This window comes from Shimazuella kribbensis DSM 45090, from assembly GCF_000428065.1.
Taxonomy (GTDB): Bacteria; Bacillota; Bacilli; order Thermoactinomycetales; family Thermoactinomycetaceae; genus Shimazuella; species Shimazuella kribbensis.
This window is the reverse complement of the sequence record NZ_ATZF01000002.1, coordinates 96,913-116,187: the sequence shown is the minus strand read 5'-3', so window position 1 is coordinate 116,187 and position 19,275 is coordinate 96,913. Positions and strand designations below refer to the sequence as shown.

General features: G+C 35.9%; 22 protein-coding genes. 7 read left to right on the top strand and 15 right to left on the bottom strand.

Annotation, left to right across the window (positions count from 1 at the left end; genetic code table 11):
* Positions 1 to 3: 3 nt before the first annotated feature.
* The 4 genes from A3GQ_RS0104015 to A3GQ_RS0104000 form a co-directional block, all read right to left on the bottom strand.
* Entirely contained in the window at positions 4 to 585 is a 582-nt protein-coding gene (locus A3GQ_RS0104015) for a GNAT family N-acetyltransferase (RefSeq protein WP_028775959.1), read from the bottom strand.
* Positions 545 to 2,392, bottom strand: a complete 1,848-nt coding sequence (locus A3GQ_RS23340) for an IucA/IucC family protein (RefSeq protein ID WP_211227705.1) — start codon at positions 2,390 to 2,392, stop codon at positions 545 to 547. The genes A3GQ_RS0104015 and A3GQ_RS23340 overlap by 41 nt, the downstream gene beginning before the upstream one ends.
* Positions 2,385 to 3,833 (bottom strand): pyridoxal phosphate-dependent decarboxylase family protein, encoded by a 1,449-nt coding sequence (locus A3GQ_RS0104005; protein ID WP_051271187.1) that lies wholly within the window; start codon positions 3,831 to 3,833, stop codon positions 2,385 to 2,387. Before A3GQ_RS0104005 ends, A3GQ_RS23340 begins: the two co-directional genes overlap by 8 nt.
* Positions 3,834 to 3,946: 113 nt before the next feature.
* Entirely contained in the window at positions 3,947 to 5,299 is a 1,353-nt protein-coding gene (locus tag A3GQ_RS0104000) for an aspartate aminotransferase family protein (protein ID WP_028775957.1), read from the bottom strand.
* Between the two features lie 271 nt (positions 5,300 to 5,570).
* Here A3GQ_RS0104000 and A3GQ_RS0103990 point away from each other — a divergent pair, with 271 nt between their 5' ends.
* Positions 5,571 to 6,230: a hypothetical protein gene (locus A3GQ_RS0103990; protein ID WP_028775956.1), complete on the top strand. Its 660-nt coding sequence runs from the start codon at positions 5,571 to 5,573 to the stop codon at positions 6,228 to 6,230.
* A gap of 892 nt (positions 6,231 to 7,122) precedes the next feature.
* Here the strand turns inward: A3GQ_RS0103990 and A3GQ_RS23335 are convergent.
* Complete coding sequence (locus A3GQ_RS23335; RefSeq protein ID WP_037463946.1) at positions 7,123 to 7,344, bottom strand: helix-turn-helix domain-containing protein; 222 nt, start codon at positions 7,342 to 7,344, stop codon at positions 7,123 to 7,125.
* Between the two features lie 571 nt (positions 7,345 to 7,915).
* Here A3GQ_RS23335 and A3GQ_RS0103965 point away from each other — a divergent pair.
* Both A3GQ_RS0103965 and A3GQ_RS0103960 read left to right on the top strand, forming a co-directional pair.
* On the top strand, positions 7,916 to 8,554 hold the full coding sequence (locus A3GQ_RS0103965; protein ID WP_028775954.1) for a hypothetical protein: 639 nt from the start codon (positions 7,916 to 7,918) through the stop codon (positions 8,552 to 8,554).
* Positions 8,555 to 8,578: 24 nt separating this feature from the next.
* Positions 8,579 to 9,097 carry an HAD-IIIA family hydrolase gene (locus A3GQ_RS0103960; protein ID WP_028775953.1) on the top strand — a complete coding sequence of 173 codons (519 nt, stop codon included), beginning with the start codon at positions 8,579 to 8,581 and terminating at the stop codon, positions 9,095 to 9,097.
* A 3-nt stretch (positions 9,098 to 9,100) separates the two neighbouring features.
* On the opposite strand, the gene A3GQ_RS28345 is transcribed toward A3GQ_RS0103960, so the two are convergent.
* Positions 9,101 to 9,538, bottom strand: a complete 438-nt coding sequence (locus A3GQ_RS28345) for a DUF4269 domain-containing protein (protein ID WP_342664987.1) — start codon at positions 9,536 to 9,538, stop codon at positions 9,101 to 9,103.
* A 4-nt stretch (positions 9,539 to 9,542) separates the two neighbouring features.
* On the opposite strand from A3GQ_RS28345, the gene A3GQ_RS23330 reads away from it, so the two are divergent.
* Positions 9,543 to 10,304, top strand: a complete 762-nt coding sequence (locus tag A3GQ_RS23330) for an MBL fold metallo-hydrolase (protein ID WP_051271185.1) — start codon at positions 9,543 to 9,545, stop codon at positions 10,302 to 10,304.
* Here the strand turns inward: A3GQ_RS23330 and A3GQ_RS0103945 are convergent.
* Positions 10,294 to 10,857, bottom strand: coding sequence for a class I SAM-dependent methyltransferase (locus A3GQ_RS0103945; RefSeq protein WP_028775951.1), 564 nt, complete (start codon positions 10,855 to 10,857; stop codon positions 10,294 to 10,296). The genes A3GQ_RS23330 and A3GQ_RS0103945 overlap by 11 nt on opposite strands.
* Before the next feature lie 12 nt (positions 10,858 to 10,869).
* On the bottom strand, positions 10,870 to 11,409 hold the full coding sequence (locus tag A3GQ_RS0103940; protein ID WP_037463944.1) for a ribonuclease FAU-1 family protein: 540 nt from the start codon (positions 11,407 to 11,409) through the stop codon (positions 10,870 to 10,872).
* 62 nt (positions 11,410 to 11,471) lie between these two features.
* On the opposite strand from A3GQ_RS0103940, the gene A3GQ_RS0103935 reads away from it, so the two are divergent.
* Positions 11,472 to 12,200, top strand: coding sequence for a hypothetical protein (locus tag A3GQ_RS0103935; protein WP_051271183.1), 729 nt, complete (start codon positions 11,472 to 11,474; stop codon positions 12,198 to 12,200).
* A 163-nt stretch (positions 12,201 to 12,363) separates the two neighbouring features.
* On the opposite strand, the gene A3GQ_RS0103930 is transcribed toward A3GQ_RS0103935, so the two are convergent.
* From A3GQ_RS0103930 to A3GQ_RS26625, 5 genes are all read right to left on the bottom strand, one after another.
* Positions 12,364 to 12,909, bottom strand: coding sequence for a DUF2812 domain-containing protein (locus tag A3GQ_RS0103930; RefSeq protein WP_028775948.1), 546 nt, complete (start codon positions 12,907 to 12,909; stop codon positions 12,364 to 12,366).
* Positions 12,910 to 13,248 carry a PadR family transcriptional regulator gene (locus tag A3GQ_RS0103925; protein WP_028775947.1) on the bottom strand — a complete coding sequence of 113 codons (339 nt, stop codon included), beginning with the start codon at positions 13,246 to 13,248 and terminating at the stop codon, positions 12,910 to 12,912.
* Positions 13,249 to 13,381: 133 nt separating this feature from the next.
* Positions 13,382 to 13,909 carry a hypothetical protein gene (locus A3GQ_RS25535; protein ID WP_156877533.1) on the bottom strand — a complete coding sequence of 176 codons (528 nt, stop codon included), beginning with the start codon at positions 13,907 to 13,909 and terminating at the stop codon, positions 13,382 to 13,384.
* 32 nt (positions 13,910 to 13,941) lie between these two features.
* Positions 13,942 to 14,310: a hypothetical protein gene (locus tag A3GQ_RS25530; RefSeq protein ID WP_169818239.1), complete on the bottom strand. Its 369-nt coding sequence runs from the start codon at positions 14,308 to 14,310 to the stop codon at positions 13,942 to 13,944.
* 330 nt (positions 14,311 to 14,640) lie between these two features.
* Positions 14,641 to 14,811, bottom strand: coding sequence for a hypothetical protein (locus tag A3GQ_RS26625; RefSeq protein WP_245596731.1), 171 nt, complete (start codon positions 14,809 to 14,811; stop codon positions 14,641 to 14,643).
* 286 nt (positions 14,812 to 15,097) lie between these two features.
* Between A3GQ_RS26625 and fabV the strand changes: the two genes are divergently transcribed.
* The gene (gene fabV, locus A3GQ_RS0103910; protein ID WP_028775946.1) at positions 15,098 to 16,288 is read left to right on the top strand and encodes an enoyl-ACP reductase FabV; all 1,191 of its coding nucleotides are present in this window, start codon (positions 15,098 to 15,100) and stop codon (positions 16,286 to 16,288) included.
* Between the two features lie 130 nt (positions 16,289 to 16,418).
* Here fabV and A3GQ_RS0103905 read toward each other — a convergent pair whose 3' ends face one another.
* The gene (locus tag A3GQ_RS0103905; protein ID WP_028775945.1) at positions 16,419 to 16,805 is read right to left on the bottom strand and encodes a VOC family protein; all 387 of its coding nucleotides are present in this window, start codon (positions 16,803 to 16,805) and stop codon (positions 16,419 to 16,421) included.
* A 145-nt stretch (positions 16,806 to 16,950) separates the two neighbouring features.
* Between A3GQ_RS0103905 and A3GQ_RS0103900 the strand changes: the two genes are divergently transcribed.
* Positions 16,951 to 18,021, top strand: a complete 1,071-nt coding sequence (locus A3GQ_RS0103900; RefSeq protein WP_028775944.1) for a winged helix DNA-binding domain-containing protein — start codon at positions 16,951 to 16,953, stop codon at positions 18,019 to 18,021.
* Between the two features lie 455 nt (positions 18,022 to 18,476).
* On the opposite strand, the gene A3GQ_RS0103895 is transcribed toward A3GQ_RS0103900, so the two are convergent.
* Positions 18,477 to 19,037 (bottom strand): AAA family ATPase, encoded by a 561-nt coding sequence (locus tag A3GQ_RS0103895; protein ID WP_028775943.1) that lies wholly within the window; start codon positions 19,035 to 19,037, stop codon positions 18,477 to 18,479.
* Positions 19,038 to 19,275: the final 238 nt, after the last annotated feature.

Genomic DNA, 19,275 nt, shown 5'->3' with positions numbered 1-19,275 from the left:
TAACTAGACATATTTCCACCTCTTTAAAAATGGCTCCCGATAACAGAACATAAGTGCTGCATGTTTATCTGGTAGTTTTACTATCGTTTGGACCTCAAATCCACACTTTTTAAAAATATAAATCATTTTTTCATTTCGTATATCTGGTTCTGCGATAATTTTTTCTGTTTTTTCATAAAGAAATAGACGATAGATCATGGTTTTCAACAAAGGTAAGGCATAGCCTTTTCCGATATAATCAGGAGGCCCAAGTAATAGATGAATTCCTTGATCGGACGAGTGAACATGATATGTTTCCCCAATGATGTCATCCTTGGCCCAATAGGTTTCCCAATAACTCATTGGAACTTCGTTTAATGATCCAATGTGCAGCATTTGATGTGGATCGTTTAGAAATTGTTGCAAGTGTTTTTTATAGGCATCATAGGAGACTGCTAAATTCCAAAATGGTATGACATGAGGCTCATGCATCCATCCAAAGAGCATATCTAAATCTTGTGTAACATTCACTTGACGAAAGGAGATCGCTTTTTTTTGTTCCATGTCAAATAGGCTGAAATCCGTGAGATGAGGATGATTCGCCATGATCGATCTTTACTCCTTTGATTAAAGGGTTATCCAGTTGGACATAGATAGACTGACTTTCCAATGGACCTACTAATTCATCCATATCATACAATCTAGTTAATAGATTTGCTTTGCAAGGAAGTTGAGCTTCTTTCAATAAAAATTGGGTTAACTTCGAATTGGTTTGTGGAGCTGGTGGTAGATCAAATAAAGCATTTCGTAACAATGCAAGTAGTTTTTTTTCTTCTATCAGTTCGCTATTTCCAAAAGCTTGGATCAAACCAAAAAGATGATTAATAAAGAGGTAGTAGAGCAGTCGTTCATCAGCAACATGATCAGGGCACATGGTTTGGCTTTTTTCATTAATAGAAGGTAATATTTTTTGTAAATGTGAGATGGTAGACTCACAATAGTAATATCCCTGATTGTCACGATAATAAAAGCGGTGTGGATAGCCATTTTCCAATGCTACTAAACTATTTTGTTGATGAGCTTCCAAGGCGATTCCGTGTTGATGGTATAACCACATAATAGGTTCAAAGGAAATAGAAAGGTATTTCTTAAACCACTCCAGACTTATATCAGCCGTGCTACGTTGTTCTCTTTGAGCAATCTCATGGATAATCGTAGACAATCTGTTTTTGCCACCATTTATCGAGTCTTGACCCAATCCAGCAATCAGCGAAATATTAGCATCTTTTGATTCGGGAAATGGATTTTCTCGTAAAATTAATTCGAATCCTGATTCTTCTTTGGTATTTGGTGATTGAATTGTAATAAAAGCAGGGTCTTTGATGATTTGAAATGTTGGATATTTACGGTTTAGTTCTTCGCCTAATTTTGTTTGTAGTAGCTTCGAAATTTCTACTCCTCGTTCGAGTTCTTTTAATTTGTTCACTCTTACAGAGTTAGTAATTTTAATGGGCAACGAACCTTTAAGCATAAAACGAGCTTGAGGATGGTACATGGTTCGGATAGAAGAGGTCGGATAATATGCTCGTCCATGCGTTCCAAGGTTCTCTAGTAACTTTTGATCTATCCACTCATTCACTGTAGGAGAGGAGAGTAATAGATTTGCTTGCAAAGGATGGATGGGCAGGATAGCGTACCCATCATCTTTCAAATATAAATTTTTGAATTCTTCCCCTAACTCCTCATCATGAAGGAATTCTTCTTTTAATAACTGAGTCGTTGTCATCTCCAATGAAGATGTCTCTTTTATGATGGATAAATGAACTCGAAAGAAGTGCAAAGGAAACTTTCCTTTTTCTTCAGGGGAGTAAATATGTTTTTCGATAGCGGATAACCCTTCTCTACTTTTTGGAGTAGGGTGCATAGGGTGGCCAAAAATCAACGATTGTTCTGCTTCAATAAATCGGAACGCAGAACTATATAGTTCGTTAAAATCTGATTTTCGTTTGGAGATATAATAAGCTGTATGTTGAGAACTTTGAATGACTCCTGAAACAATATTTTCTAGGGAGCCATTCCTATTATTTGTGATGGATAATTCTTTTGTAATAACTGTTATCAATGTTACCAAATCCAAAGGGAGTAATTCTGTTGTGGGAGTGAAGTAGTGCCATGGATATTGGAATAAATGCCGTCCAGTTGGAGACCAATAAGAAACTGGTACGATGATATCTATACCTTGATGGAGTTGAGGACAAACTACCAAAATATCCGTCTGGCAAACGGAGAATAGCCAATATAAAGGATGATTTTGAGATTTATCTTTTTCGAGTTTTGCGTAGTTCTTTATTTCTCTTAGGTAACAGTTCATGAAATTTGCCATAGTTGTTTGCTCAGCTATTATTTTAGACATGGTAGTCATCCTTTCTTTTTTGAGATTCTATATCGTTACCCATTTTTTTTATTTGGTCTAAGATCATGTGAACATCTTTCATTGTCATATTGGGATTGAGCATGGTAAATTTTAAATAGGTAGAACTATCCACTTTTGTTTGTGCTAATACCACTTTTCCGCTTTCCCATAAATTTTTTCGTATCAACGTTTGCAAGTGATTTAATTCAACAGAGGATGTTGGAACAGATGACCCAATATACCGGAAAACGATCGCATTTAATGTGGGATTCTTATTTACTAACTCCAACAATGGCTCGTTTGAAATAAGTTGTGCTGTTTTTTGAGCCAATGATAGAGTGTATTCAATTAATTCTGCAAATGCAGTACGTCCAATTGCCTGTAGAGAAACCCATAGTTTTAGCGCGTCAAATCTTCGTGTCGTCTGAATCGATTTGGTGACAAGATCGGGAATGCCCTCTAGCTCATTTTCTTCTGGATTTAGATAAGCAGTGTTGGATTTAATCAATTGAAAATGGTCTTGATTTTTAATTAAGAAAGCCCCGCAACTGATAGGTTGATAAAAAAGCTTATGAAAATCCACTGTAATGGAATCAGCCAACTGAATATGGTCAAGTAAATGTTTATAATGCTCACTTAACATGACAGCTCCTCCGTAAGCAGCATCCACATGAAACCACATGTCATGTTTTATTGCTCGAGTTGCACAACCTAAAATTGGATCTATGGCTCCAAAATCAGTAGAACCAGCAGTAGCTACAAGCGCAAAAGGGAATAGTCCTTGTTTGGTGATTTCAGATATTTTTTTGTCTAGATCAGAAAGACTTAATTGCATATCCTTATCTGTTTCGATGAGCACAACTGCTTCTTCACCCAAACCAAGCAAAGCGGCTGATTGTTTTACCGTAAAATGTGCTTTGCTAGAACATAATATGCGTAACTTATTAGCTTCAGGTGGAAGCCCTTGTTTTTGTACATCCCAACCCCATTTCTCCTTACAATACCGTTCTCTTGCCAAAAGTAGGCCCATAAAGTTGGATTGTGTTCCTCCACTTGTAAAAATACCATCAGCAACTGATTGGTTATAACCAATCAAATCACACAGCCAAGCAACCAGTTTTTTTTCAATGATCGTGGCGGCTGGACTTTGATCCCATGAATCCATGGATTGATTACTCGCATTGATTATTACTTCAGCAGCTAATGCAGGAATCATAGGAGGACAGTGTAGATGTGCAATGCAAGCAGGATGATGTACTGCTACAGAATGCTTTAAAACATTTTGTCCTACTAGTGTTAAAACTTCCGAAAGCGCTGAACCATCATCTGGACAAACGCTATATTGATCTATCTTTTGTTCTAACTCAGAAACCGTAATACCGCTAAACGGTTGCGTGAGTTTGGCGAATTGTTCGAAAAGGATAGCATGAGTTTGAGTCATTGCATCCTGATAATGGGACCATGTTTCGAAAGAAGGATGAAAAAAGAGTTGTTCTTTGAATATTTTGTTTTTTTCTTTTATTTGTATTGTAAAAACCTCCTACTGGCCCTGTGTTAGAGTTTGATTTCTATATCTTGGATAGATTTAGCAAAAATCTCACAGATTGCGTCGACTTGTTCTTCCGTGATAACCAAAGGAGGTAAGAAGCGAACGACACTTCCAAACCTACCACCCAATTCTACTATCAATCCTTTTTTCAAACATTCCTGTTGGATTTGGCGTGCTAGTTCTGAATGTGGCGGATAACTATTTAAGGCATTAGGTTGGAGTTGTTTATTCACGATCTCGATCCCAATCATTAATCCCTTTCCACGAATCTCCCCAATACAGGAACTACTGTGTTGAATCTCTTTCAAATGGGACATGAATCTATCTCCCATGTTTTCTGCGTGTTTTTCCAAATTGTTTGCTCGAATATATTTTATGGTTGCTGTTCCTGTTGCCATAGCCATTTGATTTCCACGAAATGTTCCTGCATGTGCACCTGGATTCCATTGATCCAAATCTTTGTCATATACAACAACAGATAAAGGAAGGGAACCTCCAATTGCTTTGGATAATATCAATACATCAGGGATTATTTCCGCATGTTCAAAGGCAAATAGTTTTCCTGTACGTCCAAATCCAGTCTGTACTTCATCCACGATTAGTGGAATTTTTCGTTTCTTTGTAATGGAACGAATTTTCCGAATCCAATTATCTGGTGCTGGGATTACTCCTCCTTCACCTTGTATGATCTCCATGATGAGTCCGGCTGGTTTAGTTATGCCACTTTCAGGATCGTCCAAAAGATGTTCAATGTAATGTTGGCTAATTTGTTCGCTTAGTTCACTACCTTGACCAAATGGACAACGATAGGGATAAGGATAAGGAAGAAAATGGACGTCAGGCATGAGATTGGACACGGATTGTTTTGGTCCTAAGTTACCAGTCAAGCTCAGCGCACCATGTGTCATCCCGTGATAAGCACCATGAAAGGAAAATATACTGCGACTTCCCGTTGCTGTTTTTACCAGTTTGATCGCCGCTTCCACTGCATCAGCACCAGTTGGTCCGCAAAATTGGATTTTGGCACGAGAAGCAAATTCTGTGGGCAAACTCGAAAACAATTCTTCTATAAACTCATTTTTGATTGGTGTCATAATATCGAGTGCGTGTAATGGAAGATCATTCTCCAATACATTTCGGATAGCTTCTTTGATGATGGGATGATTATGCCCTAGCGCGAGCGTCCCAGCTCCAGATAGGCAGTCATAATAATTTGTCCCCTCTACATCTGTCACAAAAATCCCTTTTGCTTTTTTGATTGCAATGGGGATACGTCTTGGATAGGAGCGTGCATTTGATTCCCTAATTTCTTGTGTAGATATAAAATCAGCATTAAACATCCCATGGGGATAAGTCATTGGGTGGTATCACTCCTATAAATGATATTGATAATCATTATCAATTGATTTTTACTATATCATTCTCAGAAATCGAAGTAAATAGTTTTTTCTATCTTTTCATGAAAAGGAGTAAGAAAGTAAGTTATTTAAAAGATCAAGATTTAGAATGTTAAGTTTGTATAATCTATTTATACACTCGATTGATTTTCTGTAAAGAGGAAAGTATTGTTTTATTAATAATTCATAAACTGAATTTCTTGCTCTTATTTAAAAGGTGGTGAATCAGTAAATGAGTATTCTTTCAAGTGTGATTGGCTTTTTAATAGAGTACCGATTTATTTTATTTTTTGTTTTTTTGTTCGCTGGTTTGGCGTGCTGTTCATTCATAATCAATTTTATAGGTGATAAGTGGGGTATAGGCGTTTCTATCACTATCATCCTAGCTTGCATAGGATTTCTTGTTTTTGGAACCGAAATGAATAACGCTTTTCTTAAGGCGAATGGTACAAAAGCAGATGCTTTGATTACAGAAATCGAATTGACTAATAGCACTTATAATGATGTGCCCATCTCTCGTTATCATGTTCTGATTCGCATAGCAGAAAATAAAACGATCAAAACGACTTTTGAAGATACAAACTTCAATATTTATCCAGATCCCGAAGACGGATATCAGTATCCTAATCAAGGGGAAAAGTTCACTATTCAGTATATTCCTGGTGCAGAGGGTAACTTTCTAATATTAGCAAATGATCACTCTCCATACAGCAAACGTTTATCATGTTCGGCTTATTATAATAAAATGATGACTGCTAAAGAAGAATATGGTTTTTCTCCAACTAATACGTTATTTATAAAAAAATACAAAAATGCTCTTCAGACATATATTTCCCAGGTTTGTGATTCTTCAGATACTTACCAGAAGGAATTAGATAAACTCCAAAAATGAAAAATCAGCTTACTCAAAATAAAAAACAAACTGCATTAGAAAGTTGTGCAGTTTGTTTTTTGCATCATGAACAAATACGTGAGAAAAACGCTGTACCTCTTATTTGATTTTGTAGAATGTATTATAATAAAGAAGAAATATTCTTTTTGATCTTATATATAACATCATTTAGGTGATAAACATGAATAAAAAACAATTTGAAAAACAAGATAAGATGTTGTTCTGGACTTGCGTTGTAATTGCTTTGATTATGGGTTTATCTTTTTTGGGGAAATTTTTTAGATGAATGATGGAAGATCGATTGTTTGCTTCCGAAGAAGAGACACTGTTATAGATGGAAAAAATAGATAGTAAGAAAGGGATAGTAAGGGTATATCAAAAGGATAAATCTAATATTTATATCAAGGACCTATATCTAAAACAAAAGATCATCCAAAGAAATTCGGATGAGATTACAAATGTAGACACCTTGCATATGTTATATTTTCTTTCATATTGTGAGGGTGAACTGAAAAATGAGTAAGCATTTCTTTTCTTCATGATCCATTATTTCTTACTTTCCAATACAATCGGCAGTTACCAAAATCCTATTTTACTGAGTTGGCTAAAATGATGATTTCTGTAGTAGGCTATATGAATCCGCAGGAATACGATGTAAATGAGAAGAAATTTACAATTGGTTCGTACTGCATGTGAAAGAAGGGAAAAAAGCTTTAGATTTGTCACGTTTAAAGTAAACATAAAAGCGGGATAGTGATGAGATGAGAATAAAATTTACTATTATCAAAATATTAGGTATAATAGGGGAGTATGGTTAGAAATGTGGGATTGTAGTTTCCACGTAGTTAGAAACTCAATTTTTGTATACCATTTTGGTTTACATATTCACTTTTTATGTAGAACTTTTTTGTTTTTTATTTGGAATGCGAATAACAACTTTTTCAATCGGTAGGTTGTAACATTCACAAATACGGTCGATGGTTTCCGTAGTTACATTTCCATCTTTCCAGATGCGTTGGTATGTACGAGCATTTAGACCTAAATCTTTGGCTAGGTCTGTTTTTTCTTTTCCTTGACCTGCCATCCAAATACGAAGAGGTTTAAATGAAATCATGTATGCAGTCTCCTTTTGTGTTAGAGAACAAATTTATGATAGGTAAGCGCAAAATTTTGTGCTGTTGCATTGATTATGGCATAACTTATAGTATAATCTGAAATCAGAATCAATGAAAGGATGAGAATGTTTTGAAAGATATTGAGCCGTGGGGAACATAATCAGAACACAGATGAAATTATACTGACGGACCTAGCTACTACGAATTACTTTGTTATTCCACTATATTCAACTTCCTCAAGAAATTTGCTTTCGCCCACGATTGTTTGCATGGATACTGTAGTTTTCTCATTTATACATGCGCATGTTCTCATAAGTCAAATACAACTCCGTTCTCATCAATGATTGTTAATTTGAATTCCCATTTTTTCTAGCATGACATCATATTGGAGGAAGAAAGTGTGTAGCAGTTGTTATGGTTCAGTCTGTAAACTTAATGAAATGATTCATCGATCAATAGAGAACTACTCAAATTCCGGAGTAGTTCTCTATTGAATTAAATCAAATTAACAACTCTGAAATGATATATTGGTTTTTTGTTTTTGCAACAGAGTGATTGAGGTGTCGAAATATGGGTAAGGTCAAAAAAACAGGTAGAAAATCAATAGAAAAGGTAAAAAAGAAGGAAGGGAAATATGTTGGATGTTTTTCAAGTGTTGTTGGTTTTTCCGTTTTTCTAATCTCTCTATGGATACTGACCGATTATATCCCATTAACATCACTACTTGGTCCAGATGAATGGTTTATTTATATTGGTGACACTTATACGTTTCTATCTATGCTCTCTTGTTCCTGTTTCGCATTGGCGATCTATAAACTGATTAAAGAAAAATGGAACACATCTTCTTTCTTTTTCAGTTGCTCCATCGTTTTTTTTGCAGTTTCTGTTATTGGATGGATCAGTCCAGACAAAGTAGGTGAAAAATCTTTGGAACGCGGAGGTCGAGTGTATAAATGGGAAGATGTGCATTATGTAAATGTTCATTGGGATGGTGAAATTTATTATGTTATTCATTTTAGAAATGGAAAAGATATCAATGTATTTATGAATGATAATCAAATTCCTTTATTAGAGAAATTAGATAATAACGTAAAATCCAAACATATACCCGTTGTTATTGGAAATCGCCCAACCATAAATGAACTGCAACAAAAAAACATGGGAGTTCAAAAAATGAGGATCATACGTCAAATTTTTTATCGATATTAGTGCTCAGAAAAAGGGGGGATTGATATGGACAGAATCGTTTTTTTGGATAGAGATGGGACGATTGGCGGAGGTCGAACTGTACAATATCCAAATGAATTTACCTTGTATCCTTTTACTTTAGACTGTATTCGATTGCTTAAAGAAACAGGGTATTATGTATTTGCATTTACAAACCAACCAGGGATATCTAGAGGAGAAGTAAAAGCGGAGTCGTTCAAACAGGAACTAGTATCCTTTGGTTTTGATGCCACTTACTTATGTCCACACACAGCAGAAGAAGGGTGTAGTTGTAGAAAGCCATCAACGGGTTTATTAGAGAGAGCAGCAAAAGAACATCAAATTGATCTGAAAAATAGTGTAGTAATCGGTGATCGTTGGTCTGATATGGTAGCAGCACGTCAGGCTGGATGTCTTTGCATTTTGGTCCAAACAGGTGCAGGCAGAGAAGCGATGAGGAAATATCGCCATAAATGGGTCCATATGCAAGCGGACTATACCGCAAAGAATTTGAAACATGCCGTGAATTGGTTATTAGACAAATAGTTTTTATTTTCCTTTTGCAAATGATAATCCTTTTTTCGCTAGAGCATTGCCCAGTTGTTGAAGTGCTTTTGGTCCTATGCCATGCAACTTACTAAGTTCTGTTTCAGTTGTTTTTGTTAGTTGATCTAAGTGCGTATAACCAGCATGGTGAAGAGCACGTTGTGCTGGCCGTGCTAATTTAACTTCCTCTGAGATCATGATGAACCTTACTTTCATGTATAAATAGATGTAAACATAACAGTAATTTTTCATCTGTTTGTCGATACAGTTTGAATAATTCCTCAAATGGATTTCCAGCCAAATAGAAAATGCCGCTCCTGTTTTCAATCCAGCTAGCTGTTGTTCTAAGGCTCTCTGATTCAGGCAAGGTCTCAATAGTTGTAACAATCGATATTCGATGATCATATGATGATATCCATTTTGAACAGGATAGGAGAAGATTACTTTGGAAACAGGAATTGAGTTTTTGGGGACAAGTGATTCTCAAGGGGTTCCACGTATGTTGTGTGCATGTTCAGTTTGTAAAAGTCTAGAAAATAGAAGGAGCCGTCCAAGCATTTTCATTCATGCTTCCAAACGAATTTTGGTTGATTCTTCACCTGATTTTCGACAACAATTTATGGATAGGAATCTTCCGATTCCAGATTATCTTTGTATTACCCATGCACACAATGATCATATCGCTGGATTAGGCGATCTTGCGGACTTGTGTTTCTGGCATAAGTCAAAGTTAACCATTATTAGCCCGTCTGATGTAATAAAAATTCTCCAAGATCGGTATCCTTATCTTACTCCCAAAAGATATATCTATTTTACTCCTACAGAGAAGATGGTTATAGATGATTTTCATATCTCGTTTCACTATGTGAATCATGGTAACAATGGATATTCGTATGGAATTGTATTTACCAATGAAGCTGGAAAATGGGCTTATGTTCCAGATGCTATCCGAATGACAATGGAACAAACAAAACCATTTCATCATCTTAAGCTACTAATATTAGGTGCTTCTTATCTAAATGCATCAGATTATCCAAATCAAGAGAAACGATCTATTTATGATGTGAGAGAAGCACTTCAACTAAAAGATCGATTGTGTCCTGATAAACTTATTCTTACCCATATGTCTCATGACATTGATATCACAAAAAATAATTTGCCAACAGGCGTTAGGTTTACAGAAGATGGATTGGTAATTAAGATGTAAAAGGTTTTTTTGCATCCAATATTAAAGATACAAAACCTAGTTTTCCATTTTTATTTCGACGATCAAATAAATAGGATCGATATATCATGCCTTCTTCTGGTTTCCAAGGATGATGATAGAATTGACCATTATCATCACAATACTCCAATAAAGAAGTTTTAAAACCAGCTGTATGAAACATAGTTGTAAGAGTTTGATACGTATATACAATTTTGTGGCTATTAGCGGGATGATTTTTGGAGCCTGGTCCACCTATTTGAATCATATTTTGATACTCCAAATCTGGGAAGTTTCCATCGGGTACTGCACATCTTATATATCCACCAGGTATTAAAAACGCATAACAGTTTTTTGCAGCCTGTATTCCTTCCTCATAGGTTAGATGTTCCCATACATGTTCAGCTAAAATAGCAGAAATACTCTCTTTTTTAAATTTCCTTAACCAATCGTCTGTTTTTAGCAGATGGAGTTCATTTTTCTGGGTGTGAGTCCACTCGGGGTTGTTATTGTATTTACCTGCTCCAATAACAATACGTAATTTTGAATGAATCATTTTGTTTACACCTCACAAAAAATGGCTAATTATGGTGGGTTTTATTTTTACGTATAGTGCTTGATAAAATTCAATGGTTTTTTCTATTGATGAAATCAATGCATTCATGGTTTGAATTGCTAAGTGGTAATCTTTATCGCTAATCAAATGGTTCAAGTTGGCTATTTTCAAGTCTTCTAAATCTAAGATCTCTATGTGGCCAGTTGGTAAGATTACAATATCCAAATAAAGATCATCAAACCAAGGTATTCCTGTTTCCCCTATTCCCTGAGTTTTGCAAATATCAATATACCACTGAATGATTTGTTTCTCCTCATTGACCATGAGAGTGATAGTATAATTTTTTTGAGATGGAAAGAACTGAATCCACCAATAATGATTATCTAAAATTTTCAACTTTGTTTGTGTATATTGTTTCCACAGTGGTTTTTCAATACTTTTAAAACCCAAACAAGTAATCTTTCCTACAAAATCAGGATCATCTCGAATGAAAAATATTTTATCTTTTACACGTTTCCAGTTTGGTCGATCTGCATATTTCCGTTTTGTCAATGCGCATTCAACCTCCTTAAGTATTTTTTCGATTCGTGTTATGATAAAGTTAGAATATCTTAATGCAATTGTGTGAATGGTTCGCCATTCATTTCAAATCGAAGGGGAGAAGGAAAATTAGTATTGAATCTGACCCGTTACAAGGATCTGCAATTTACAAAGAACTACAAGAAATCAAATTAGAAAAGAAGGTCGATTCACTAGAAGTAAACATCAAATACATCCCCGACTCATTTCAAGTAATTGGTGTAGGAACAGATGCCGTTGTAGTACAGCATAATACTGAATCGGATGTCGTCTACAAAATTTACGTAAAACAAGCAGAGTGGAAATGCGAAGTAGAATATTCTATCTATCAACAATTAAAAGATTGCAAAACGTATGCTACGTGTCATGCAAAAGGATCTCGTTTTTTAAAGCTTTCTTACGAAAAAGGCCCTACCCTTTATCAATGTCTGGAACAAGGAGTCGTTATTAATCCAGAGGTAATAGTAGAAGTGGAGTCGGCGCGTGAATTTGCGCGAAAACAAGGTTTAAATCCAAGAGATATTCATCTAGGGAATGTCATTTTTCAAGATGGCCATGCAAAGATCATTGATGTATCAGAATATCGTAAATCTGGAAATGATTTTCGATGGGAACATTTAGTAGAAGGTTACTATAAGTTTTATTCTTTTATGGAGGGCCGTAAAATCCCCACTTTCCTTCTAGAAACGGTTAAGAAATTGTACAAACAAGAGGAAGACCTTGCGAGATTCTTTACAAAGTTAAAAGATCTTATACCATTATAAAGTGGAGAAGAATGGTGGGAAAAGTTACCTGAAAAGAAGGTAGCTTTTTTATTTCTCTTTGGAGGATTATGAAGATAGTGTCAGAGTAGAATGAGATATTACCATTTAAGCCTATTATATCTTAAAAATAAAATAGCCCAAAGATATCTTTTGGGCTATTCGATTACTTTTTGTTGATTCGTTTTAATCTTAATACATATCCGATAAAAGGGAGTCCTGTGAAAATGAGAGGAATGAGAGAAATCATACCAAATATAAATAGTGTTTTATCTAACCACAAAGGCAATAGAGTGCCAAAACCTAACATAGGAGCCAGAAAGAAAACCAAAGTCGCAATTAAAAAAGGTAAGGCATAGGTTCCCATTTTTGATTTTTCCTGCTCGTATTTTTCTACTAAGGAGGATGAGTCACTGTATATTGGTTTTGTCCCGACAGGTGCTGCAAAAATATAGATTTGATTTCCAAAAGAGCAGACTAGTTTCCAGCCAGCTTCTTGAAAATAGGAAAAATACTCATCGTCTGCATCCATTCTGTAATCAAGGTTATATACCAAATCCGTGGGATTACCTTTTCGAAGTTTATAGACAAATCCCATGAATGCAGAAGATTCCAATATCCAACCTTCTTTTGCATACTTGCTTAATCGTTGCATATCTTTTTCTTCGGAAAAGGCTAATCCACCATTATAGATATATTTCACTGTGTTCATTTATATCTCCCCTTTAGCTTTAAAAATCTCTTCCGCATGTCTCACCATTTCACGTCTTCGTTGAACCTCTTTTTTCAATAATTGAATCCCATTTTTGGTTGTAACATATGTCTTTTTGTTTTGTATATCTGGTTGTTCTAGTTCTTCGATTAATTTTGCTTTGACCAATTTTTTTATAGTTGTATATAGAGAAGCAGGACCAATGGAAAATGTATTATTTGTCATTTGTTCAATGGTCTTCATAACGAGATAACCATGTTTTGCATCTAGTAGGGAAAGCAAAATATAGTAGGATGTATCGGTTAGTTCACCCATTTCTAAAGAATCTGTACGTGGCATATTTAACCTCCTCCACTTATATCAATTAATGATATATCTTTAAATGTAATATATCATTAATTGATATAAGTAGCAAATGAAAAATAAAAAAAGTTCCTTAGATTTATTCTAAGAAACAATGCTGTTTTTGTTTTCATTTTGTAGAAAATCGACGTACAAAGAGTAAATAGAAAATTAGGTAGTAGATACAAAGATGTGCAAGGAAACCAAAACCGTTAAATATACTAGTAGAGCAGAAGTACCCAAAACCTAATCCCATGACCATGATTGCAATATTTTCTCCTAGAGATTGAAAAGAATCAATCGTAGCTCTCATCGAAGACTCTATATGGTGATGAAGATAACCAGAAACAATTGGCATAGTAATACTAGAAGCAAAGAATAAGAGAAAAAAAACAATCAAGCTAGAAAAATGATGAATCAAGGAAATGTAAGTGAAACCGAATGCAAAAATGAATTGGATGATAATGAATATGGAAGAAGGCTGAAACTTTTTCAAAAGCCAAGGAGTGAGAAGGTTCCCAGGTATTTGCAAAAGCATACAAATAGCAGAGAAGATGCCAAAGTAAAGGATTGGAATGCCGATTTTACTCATATATAGTTGCCAAAATTCTTCGATAAAATTAAAACTTGCTCCCAATACCATTCCAGTTGAAATCATCCATATTAACTTGGGTTGTTTCCCAAAGAAAATCAGTGCGTCTTTGGTAAGACCAATAAAGAAGGTGTTGTAGTATGCGTTTTAGTGATTGATGGTTCCACAAAGTAGAGAGAAAATCCAAAAGCGAATATCGTACTAATAAAAGAAAGCCAATAATTTATCTCCATAGGATAATAGGTTGCCAATAAGCTTCCGCTAAATGCCGCTAAAATTGCAGCAGTCAGTTGCCACACTTCAAGTAATCCTAGTTCCCTTTCAAATTGTTGTGTCTTTTGATTTTCTTCTAATGTTTCATATAGAAGAGCATTTATGGATCCACTTTGAAAGGAGTAACTAACTCCAGCCAACCATACCACGATCGCGAAATGCCAAAATTCAGTGGCATATTTGACACTCCACATGGCTGAAGCCATGTGATTCTTGGGACGGTAGTCTAATGACTACTTCCTTACCAAGCTAGCCCCGTGAGCCCCACGGTTGAAAAAAGTTTTTGTTGCTACGTCATAGAATAGACTTACTGCTTGGTTTTCGCATTTCAGTCTAGCCCATTTTTTGGTACGCATAGCATTTTACGTGCAAAACGATTGGTTTGCACACCCCTATATCCTATCCAGTTTTGAAAGAGCAACTAACTGATAGTTTAACAGGGGAATGTATGTTTGTAAAGGCGTTTTCTGAAAAATTTGTCAGACTTGTGGGAGGAAAAAACCTCCCTCGTCTAACGCTCGCTATCATCCCACGATTAAAACCGTGGGTTTTCCCACTCGCAAGACTATAATTTCTGTATATACCACTTGTATAACAGTCATTCCCCTATGTTCCCAAAATAATCGTTCGATTACATAAGCAGGAATCAACCCTTGAAAAAAACAAAAGAAACGAAGCTTCCATATATTTTGCATGTTTTTATTTCTCCTTCCGTATTTAACCTGCTAAAGATTGTGCAGTACGGAGGAGAACGTGGAAGATGGGCGAAATGTTTTTAGTTGGGAGGTCGGATGATAAGCAATTGAATCTCTCCTTTTCTTTTTTCTCATAGCATGACAGTGCAGCTTGAATCATTATCCAAATAACGATACGATGATTTTGCTGTAAACTTACTGATATTTTAGGTATACTGTAATAGAATTAGTACTAGGTCTTAATTTTTTCTACATATCTTACACAAGCGAGAGAGGATAAATAATGATGATCGTAAAACCAAAAATGCGTGGATTCATCTGCACCACTGCTCATCCTGAAGGTTGTGCGAAAAACGTACAAGAACAAATTAACTATGTCAAAACACAAAATAAAATAGAAGGTCCACAGAAAGTACTAGTCATAGGAGCATCTACAGGGTATGGATTGGCATCACGTATTACATCTGCTTTTGGAGCTGGTGCTAGTACTATCGGGGTGTTTTTTGAGCGTCCTGCATCAGGTAAACGTACAGCGACAGCAGGTTGGTACAATACAGTAGCATTTGAAGAAGCAGCTACCCAAGCAGGTATTTATGCCAAAAGTATCAACGGAGATGCATTTTCAGATGAGATCAAACAGCAAACCATCGATTTGATAAAAAAAGATTTAGGCCAAGTTGATTTGGTAGTATATAGCCTCGCTTCACCTGTTCGTGTACATCCAAAAACGGGTGAGAAGTTTAATTCTGTGATTAAGCCTATTGGCGACTCCTTCTCAAACAAAACGGTCGATTTTCATAATGGAGAAGTTTCACAGGTTACGATTGACCCTGCGACAACCGAAGAAATTCAACATACGATTGCAGTAATGGGTGGAGAAGATTGGTACTTTTGGATGCAAGCATTACAAGAGGCAGGCGTATTAGCAGAAGGTGCTAAAACGGTAGCATATTCATACATCGGACCAAAAGTAACACAAGCCATTTATCGAGAAGGTACGATTGGACAAGCGAAGAATGATTTGGAGCAAACTGCGAAAACAATACAAAAAGAGCTTGACGGCCTTGGTGGAAGTGCGTATGTATCTATCAACAAAGCCCTTGTAACTCAATCTAGCTCGGCAATTCCTATTGTACCTTTATATATATCTCTGCTCTATCGTATCATGAAAGAACAGAACATACATGAAGGTTGTATTGAACAAATGTACCGTCTTTTTGATGATCGTCTTTACGCAGAGCAGACACCGCTAGACGAAGAGGGACGTATTCGCTTAGATGATTGGGAAATGAAGGAAGAAGTACAACAACAAATTTTAGAGCTATGGGGTCAACTCACCACGGAGAACTTGAGTGAACTCTCTGATATTGAGGGTTATCGTAAAGAGTTCTTCCAGTTATTTGGTTTTGATCAGTCCAAGATTGATTATGATGCAGAAGTTGATGTGATGAAAAGCATTCCTAGTATATCTGAGTAAGAGGTAGAATAAAAAACTCCCTGATATGGTATTATCCCCTCCAAGTAGAGTGTAACACCCACGCCTAACGGCGTGGGCTTTTTTACACTGTCTACTTGACAGGGGTAAGTTCAATAAGGGAGTTTTTTATTTATATATGCTTATGGACTTGCGTAAACACTTGAAAGCAAATACCAAATTTATCGATAACAATTCCATACGCGGGACTAAAAGGCATCTCGCACATGGGTAAGATGGTTTTTCCTTCGACTAGTAAATGTTCATAGATTTTTTCTGCTTGCTGACTGTCGGTTGTTGTAATACATATATTTACTTGATTTCCTCTTTGGAAAGGTATTTCCTCGATAAAATCCGAAATCATCACTTGGCTCTCACCTATTCTTAATACAGCATGATCTACTTTATCACCATTCATGTGGATAAAGACCACTTTTGCATCCAGTATCGTTTCATAGAATGTGATCGCTTCTTTCGCCTTTCCATTCATTATAAAGTAAGGAATCATTTCTAAACTCAATTTAAATCAGCTCCCTATGTATTTGTATAAATGGAGTATACAATTTGATAGTGACAGTTTCTGTCATAGTCTTAGGTTTTTTTACCTGACAACGTTTGTCAGGAAGAATGGTGTATGATTTTTTAAAAGATGAGGAGTTAAATATATGAATAAATCGAATGTTTTACGTTATCGGTTGCGTAATCAACGATTGATGAACAATAAATTTTCCACTCCACTAGAAGTCGTGAAGTGGTTTGGAGCAGTACAAGCTCAAGATTATAAACCTTCTCTATGGGGTATTGGCCTTCGATTCAAACAATCAAGTATGAAAAAAATAGAAATGGCAATTGAAGAAAAACATATTTTACGTACTTGGCCAATGCGAAATACGATTCATTTTGTGCCTGCCAAAGATGCCGCATGGATGTTAAAACTATTGACACCACGTGCTAGTGCTAGAGCTGCCAATGTGTATCGAAAAGCAGGATTGGATGAGAGTATTTTTTTAAAAAGTATAGATATTGTTATAAAAGCGTTACAAGGAGGAAAATATCTTACCCGTAAAGAGCTTTATCGTGCATTGGAAGTGGCTGGTATTCAAACGAGTAACGCAAGAGGTGTACATATTATTGGTCAATTAGCATATCGCGGATTGATTTGCTTTGGCCCTCGTTCAGGCAAACAACCTACTTTTGTTTTGTTAGATGAGTGGGTAACCGATTCAGTACAATTAGAAGGCGCACAAGCACTGGCGGAAATCACGAGACGGTATTTCAATAGTCATGGTCCAGCGACAATACAAGATTTTGCATGGTGGTCAGGATTATCTTTGGGGGAAGCAAAAAGAGGATTGCAGTATATTCAAAACGAGTTGAGGAGTGAAACGATAGACGGAATGACACATTGGTTTGCTCCGATAACTACAGATATCGATGGAGAAGATAATGTAGTCCACGTACTTCCGATGTATGATGAATTTACTGTTGCTTACAAACATAGAAGTCTGTTTTTACCAATAAAGAATCAGAAAGATACCAATAACGGCATTTCAAGAGTTATTGTAAGGAACGGTCACATAGTCGGAAAATGGGATCAAGTGCAAAAAAAGGATCAGATCAAGGTATTTTTATCTTTATTCGTAGATTTAGATTCCCGATTAAAAAAGGATATCAACCAAGCTATTGAACAATATGGAGGTTTTCTATCTTTACCAATAGAGATAGTGTATAGATAAGAGAAGATTAATCGGCTCTAGCATTCATAGGACTTCTAATTTCTTGATAAAGGCTTGTTTTTTGACATTCCACATGACTGAAGCCATGGGATTCTTGGGGCGGTAGTCTGATGACTACTTCCTTACCAAGCTAGCTCCGTGAGCCCCACGGTTAAACAGAGTTTTGTTGCTGCGTTATAGCATAGACTCATTGCTTGGTTTTCGCATTTTAGTCTAGTCATTTTTTCGGTACGTATAGCATTTTACGTGCAAAACGATTGGTTTGCACAATCCTATATCCTATCCACTTTTCAAAGAGCAACTGTGGATAGCTTTACAACGGAACTTCGACATGAGTCAGCTTTAGCGGAGAAAACAACCAACTGGATCATTTTTGAGTTAAAGATTCAGTTGGTTGTCCAAACTAAGTTAGTGTTTAGATTTTGCAATAAATACATTTCCGTTTTCTTGGTGAATCAACTACGAATTAGTCCTTCGAACCTAACTTTTGTAACTATATCTTCAACAGTTTCTTGTGGAGATAGTGCCGATGTGTCCAGCCACATACCGATTTTTGGTGTATCTTCAAGTAGCATTCGCTTCAATTCTGCTACTGTCCATAAACCATAACCTGTTTTTTCTCGTGATGCTTCTCTGTTTTTTATTGTTTTCTCGTTAGGAGAGAGTACTACAAGATAGACTGGACTACTTTTGATGGAGTCAATAAATGTCTTTAGCAAGGGTCCGACAATTATATCTTGAATGACGACATGGAATCCTGCTGAAACATACATATCTGCAACAGAAGCGCTGATTTGATACCGGAGTTGTAACTGACGAATTGCTTCTTGGGATGGGTTAGGTAAAAATTCTTCACGCCCCGTAACAATCATTTTGCGAAAAGTATCACCACGTAGATGAACCCCTTTTTTCAATCGCTCAGCTAAAAGTTGTGCAATGGTAGATTTACCAGAGGCCATTACACCTGTGATAATAAAAATGGCTGGCTTTTCATGGCTGTTTATTTTTTCTTCCATTTCATACATCCTCCATACGATAAATTTCTTTCCCAAATATATTTTGTTTTTAGTAAACATTTACTTTATACCAAAAAAAACAGACGATAGTATAGAATGTTTTGATTATTATTCAATATTTTTTGAAATAAAGATTCCATAAGGACAAAAAAGAGTAATTTTGATAAAAGTTACTAATATGTTCACGTAATCAATGAAATAGAAAGAAAAGCGAATAAACGGCCCTTTTCTTTTATAA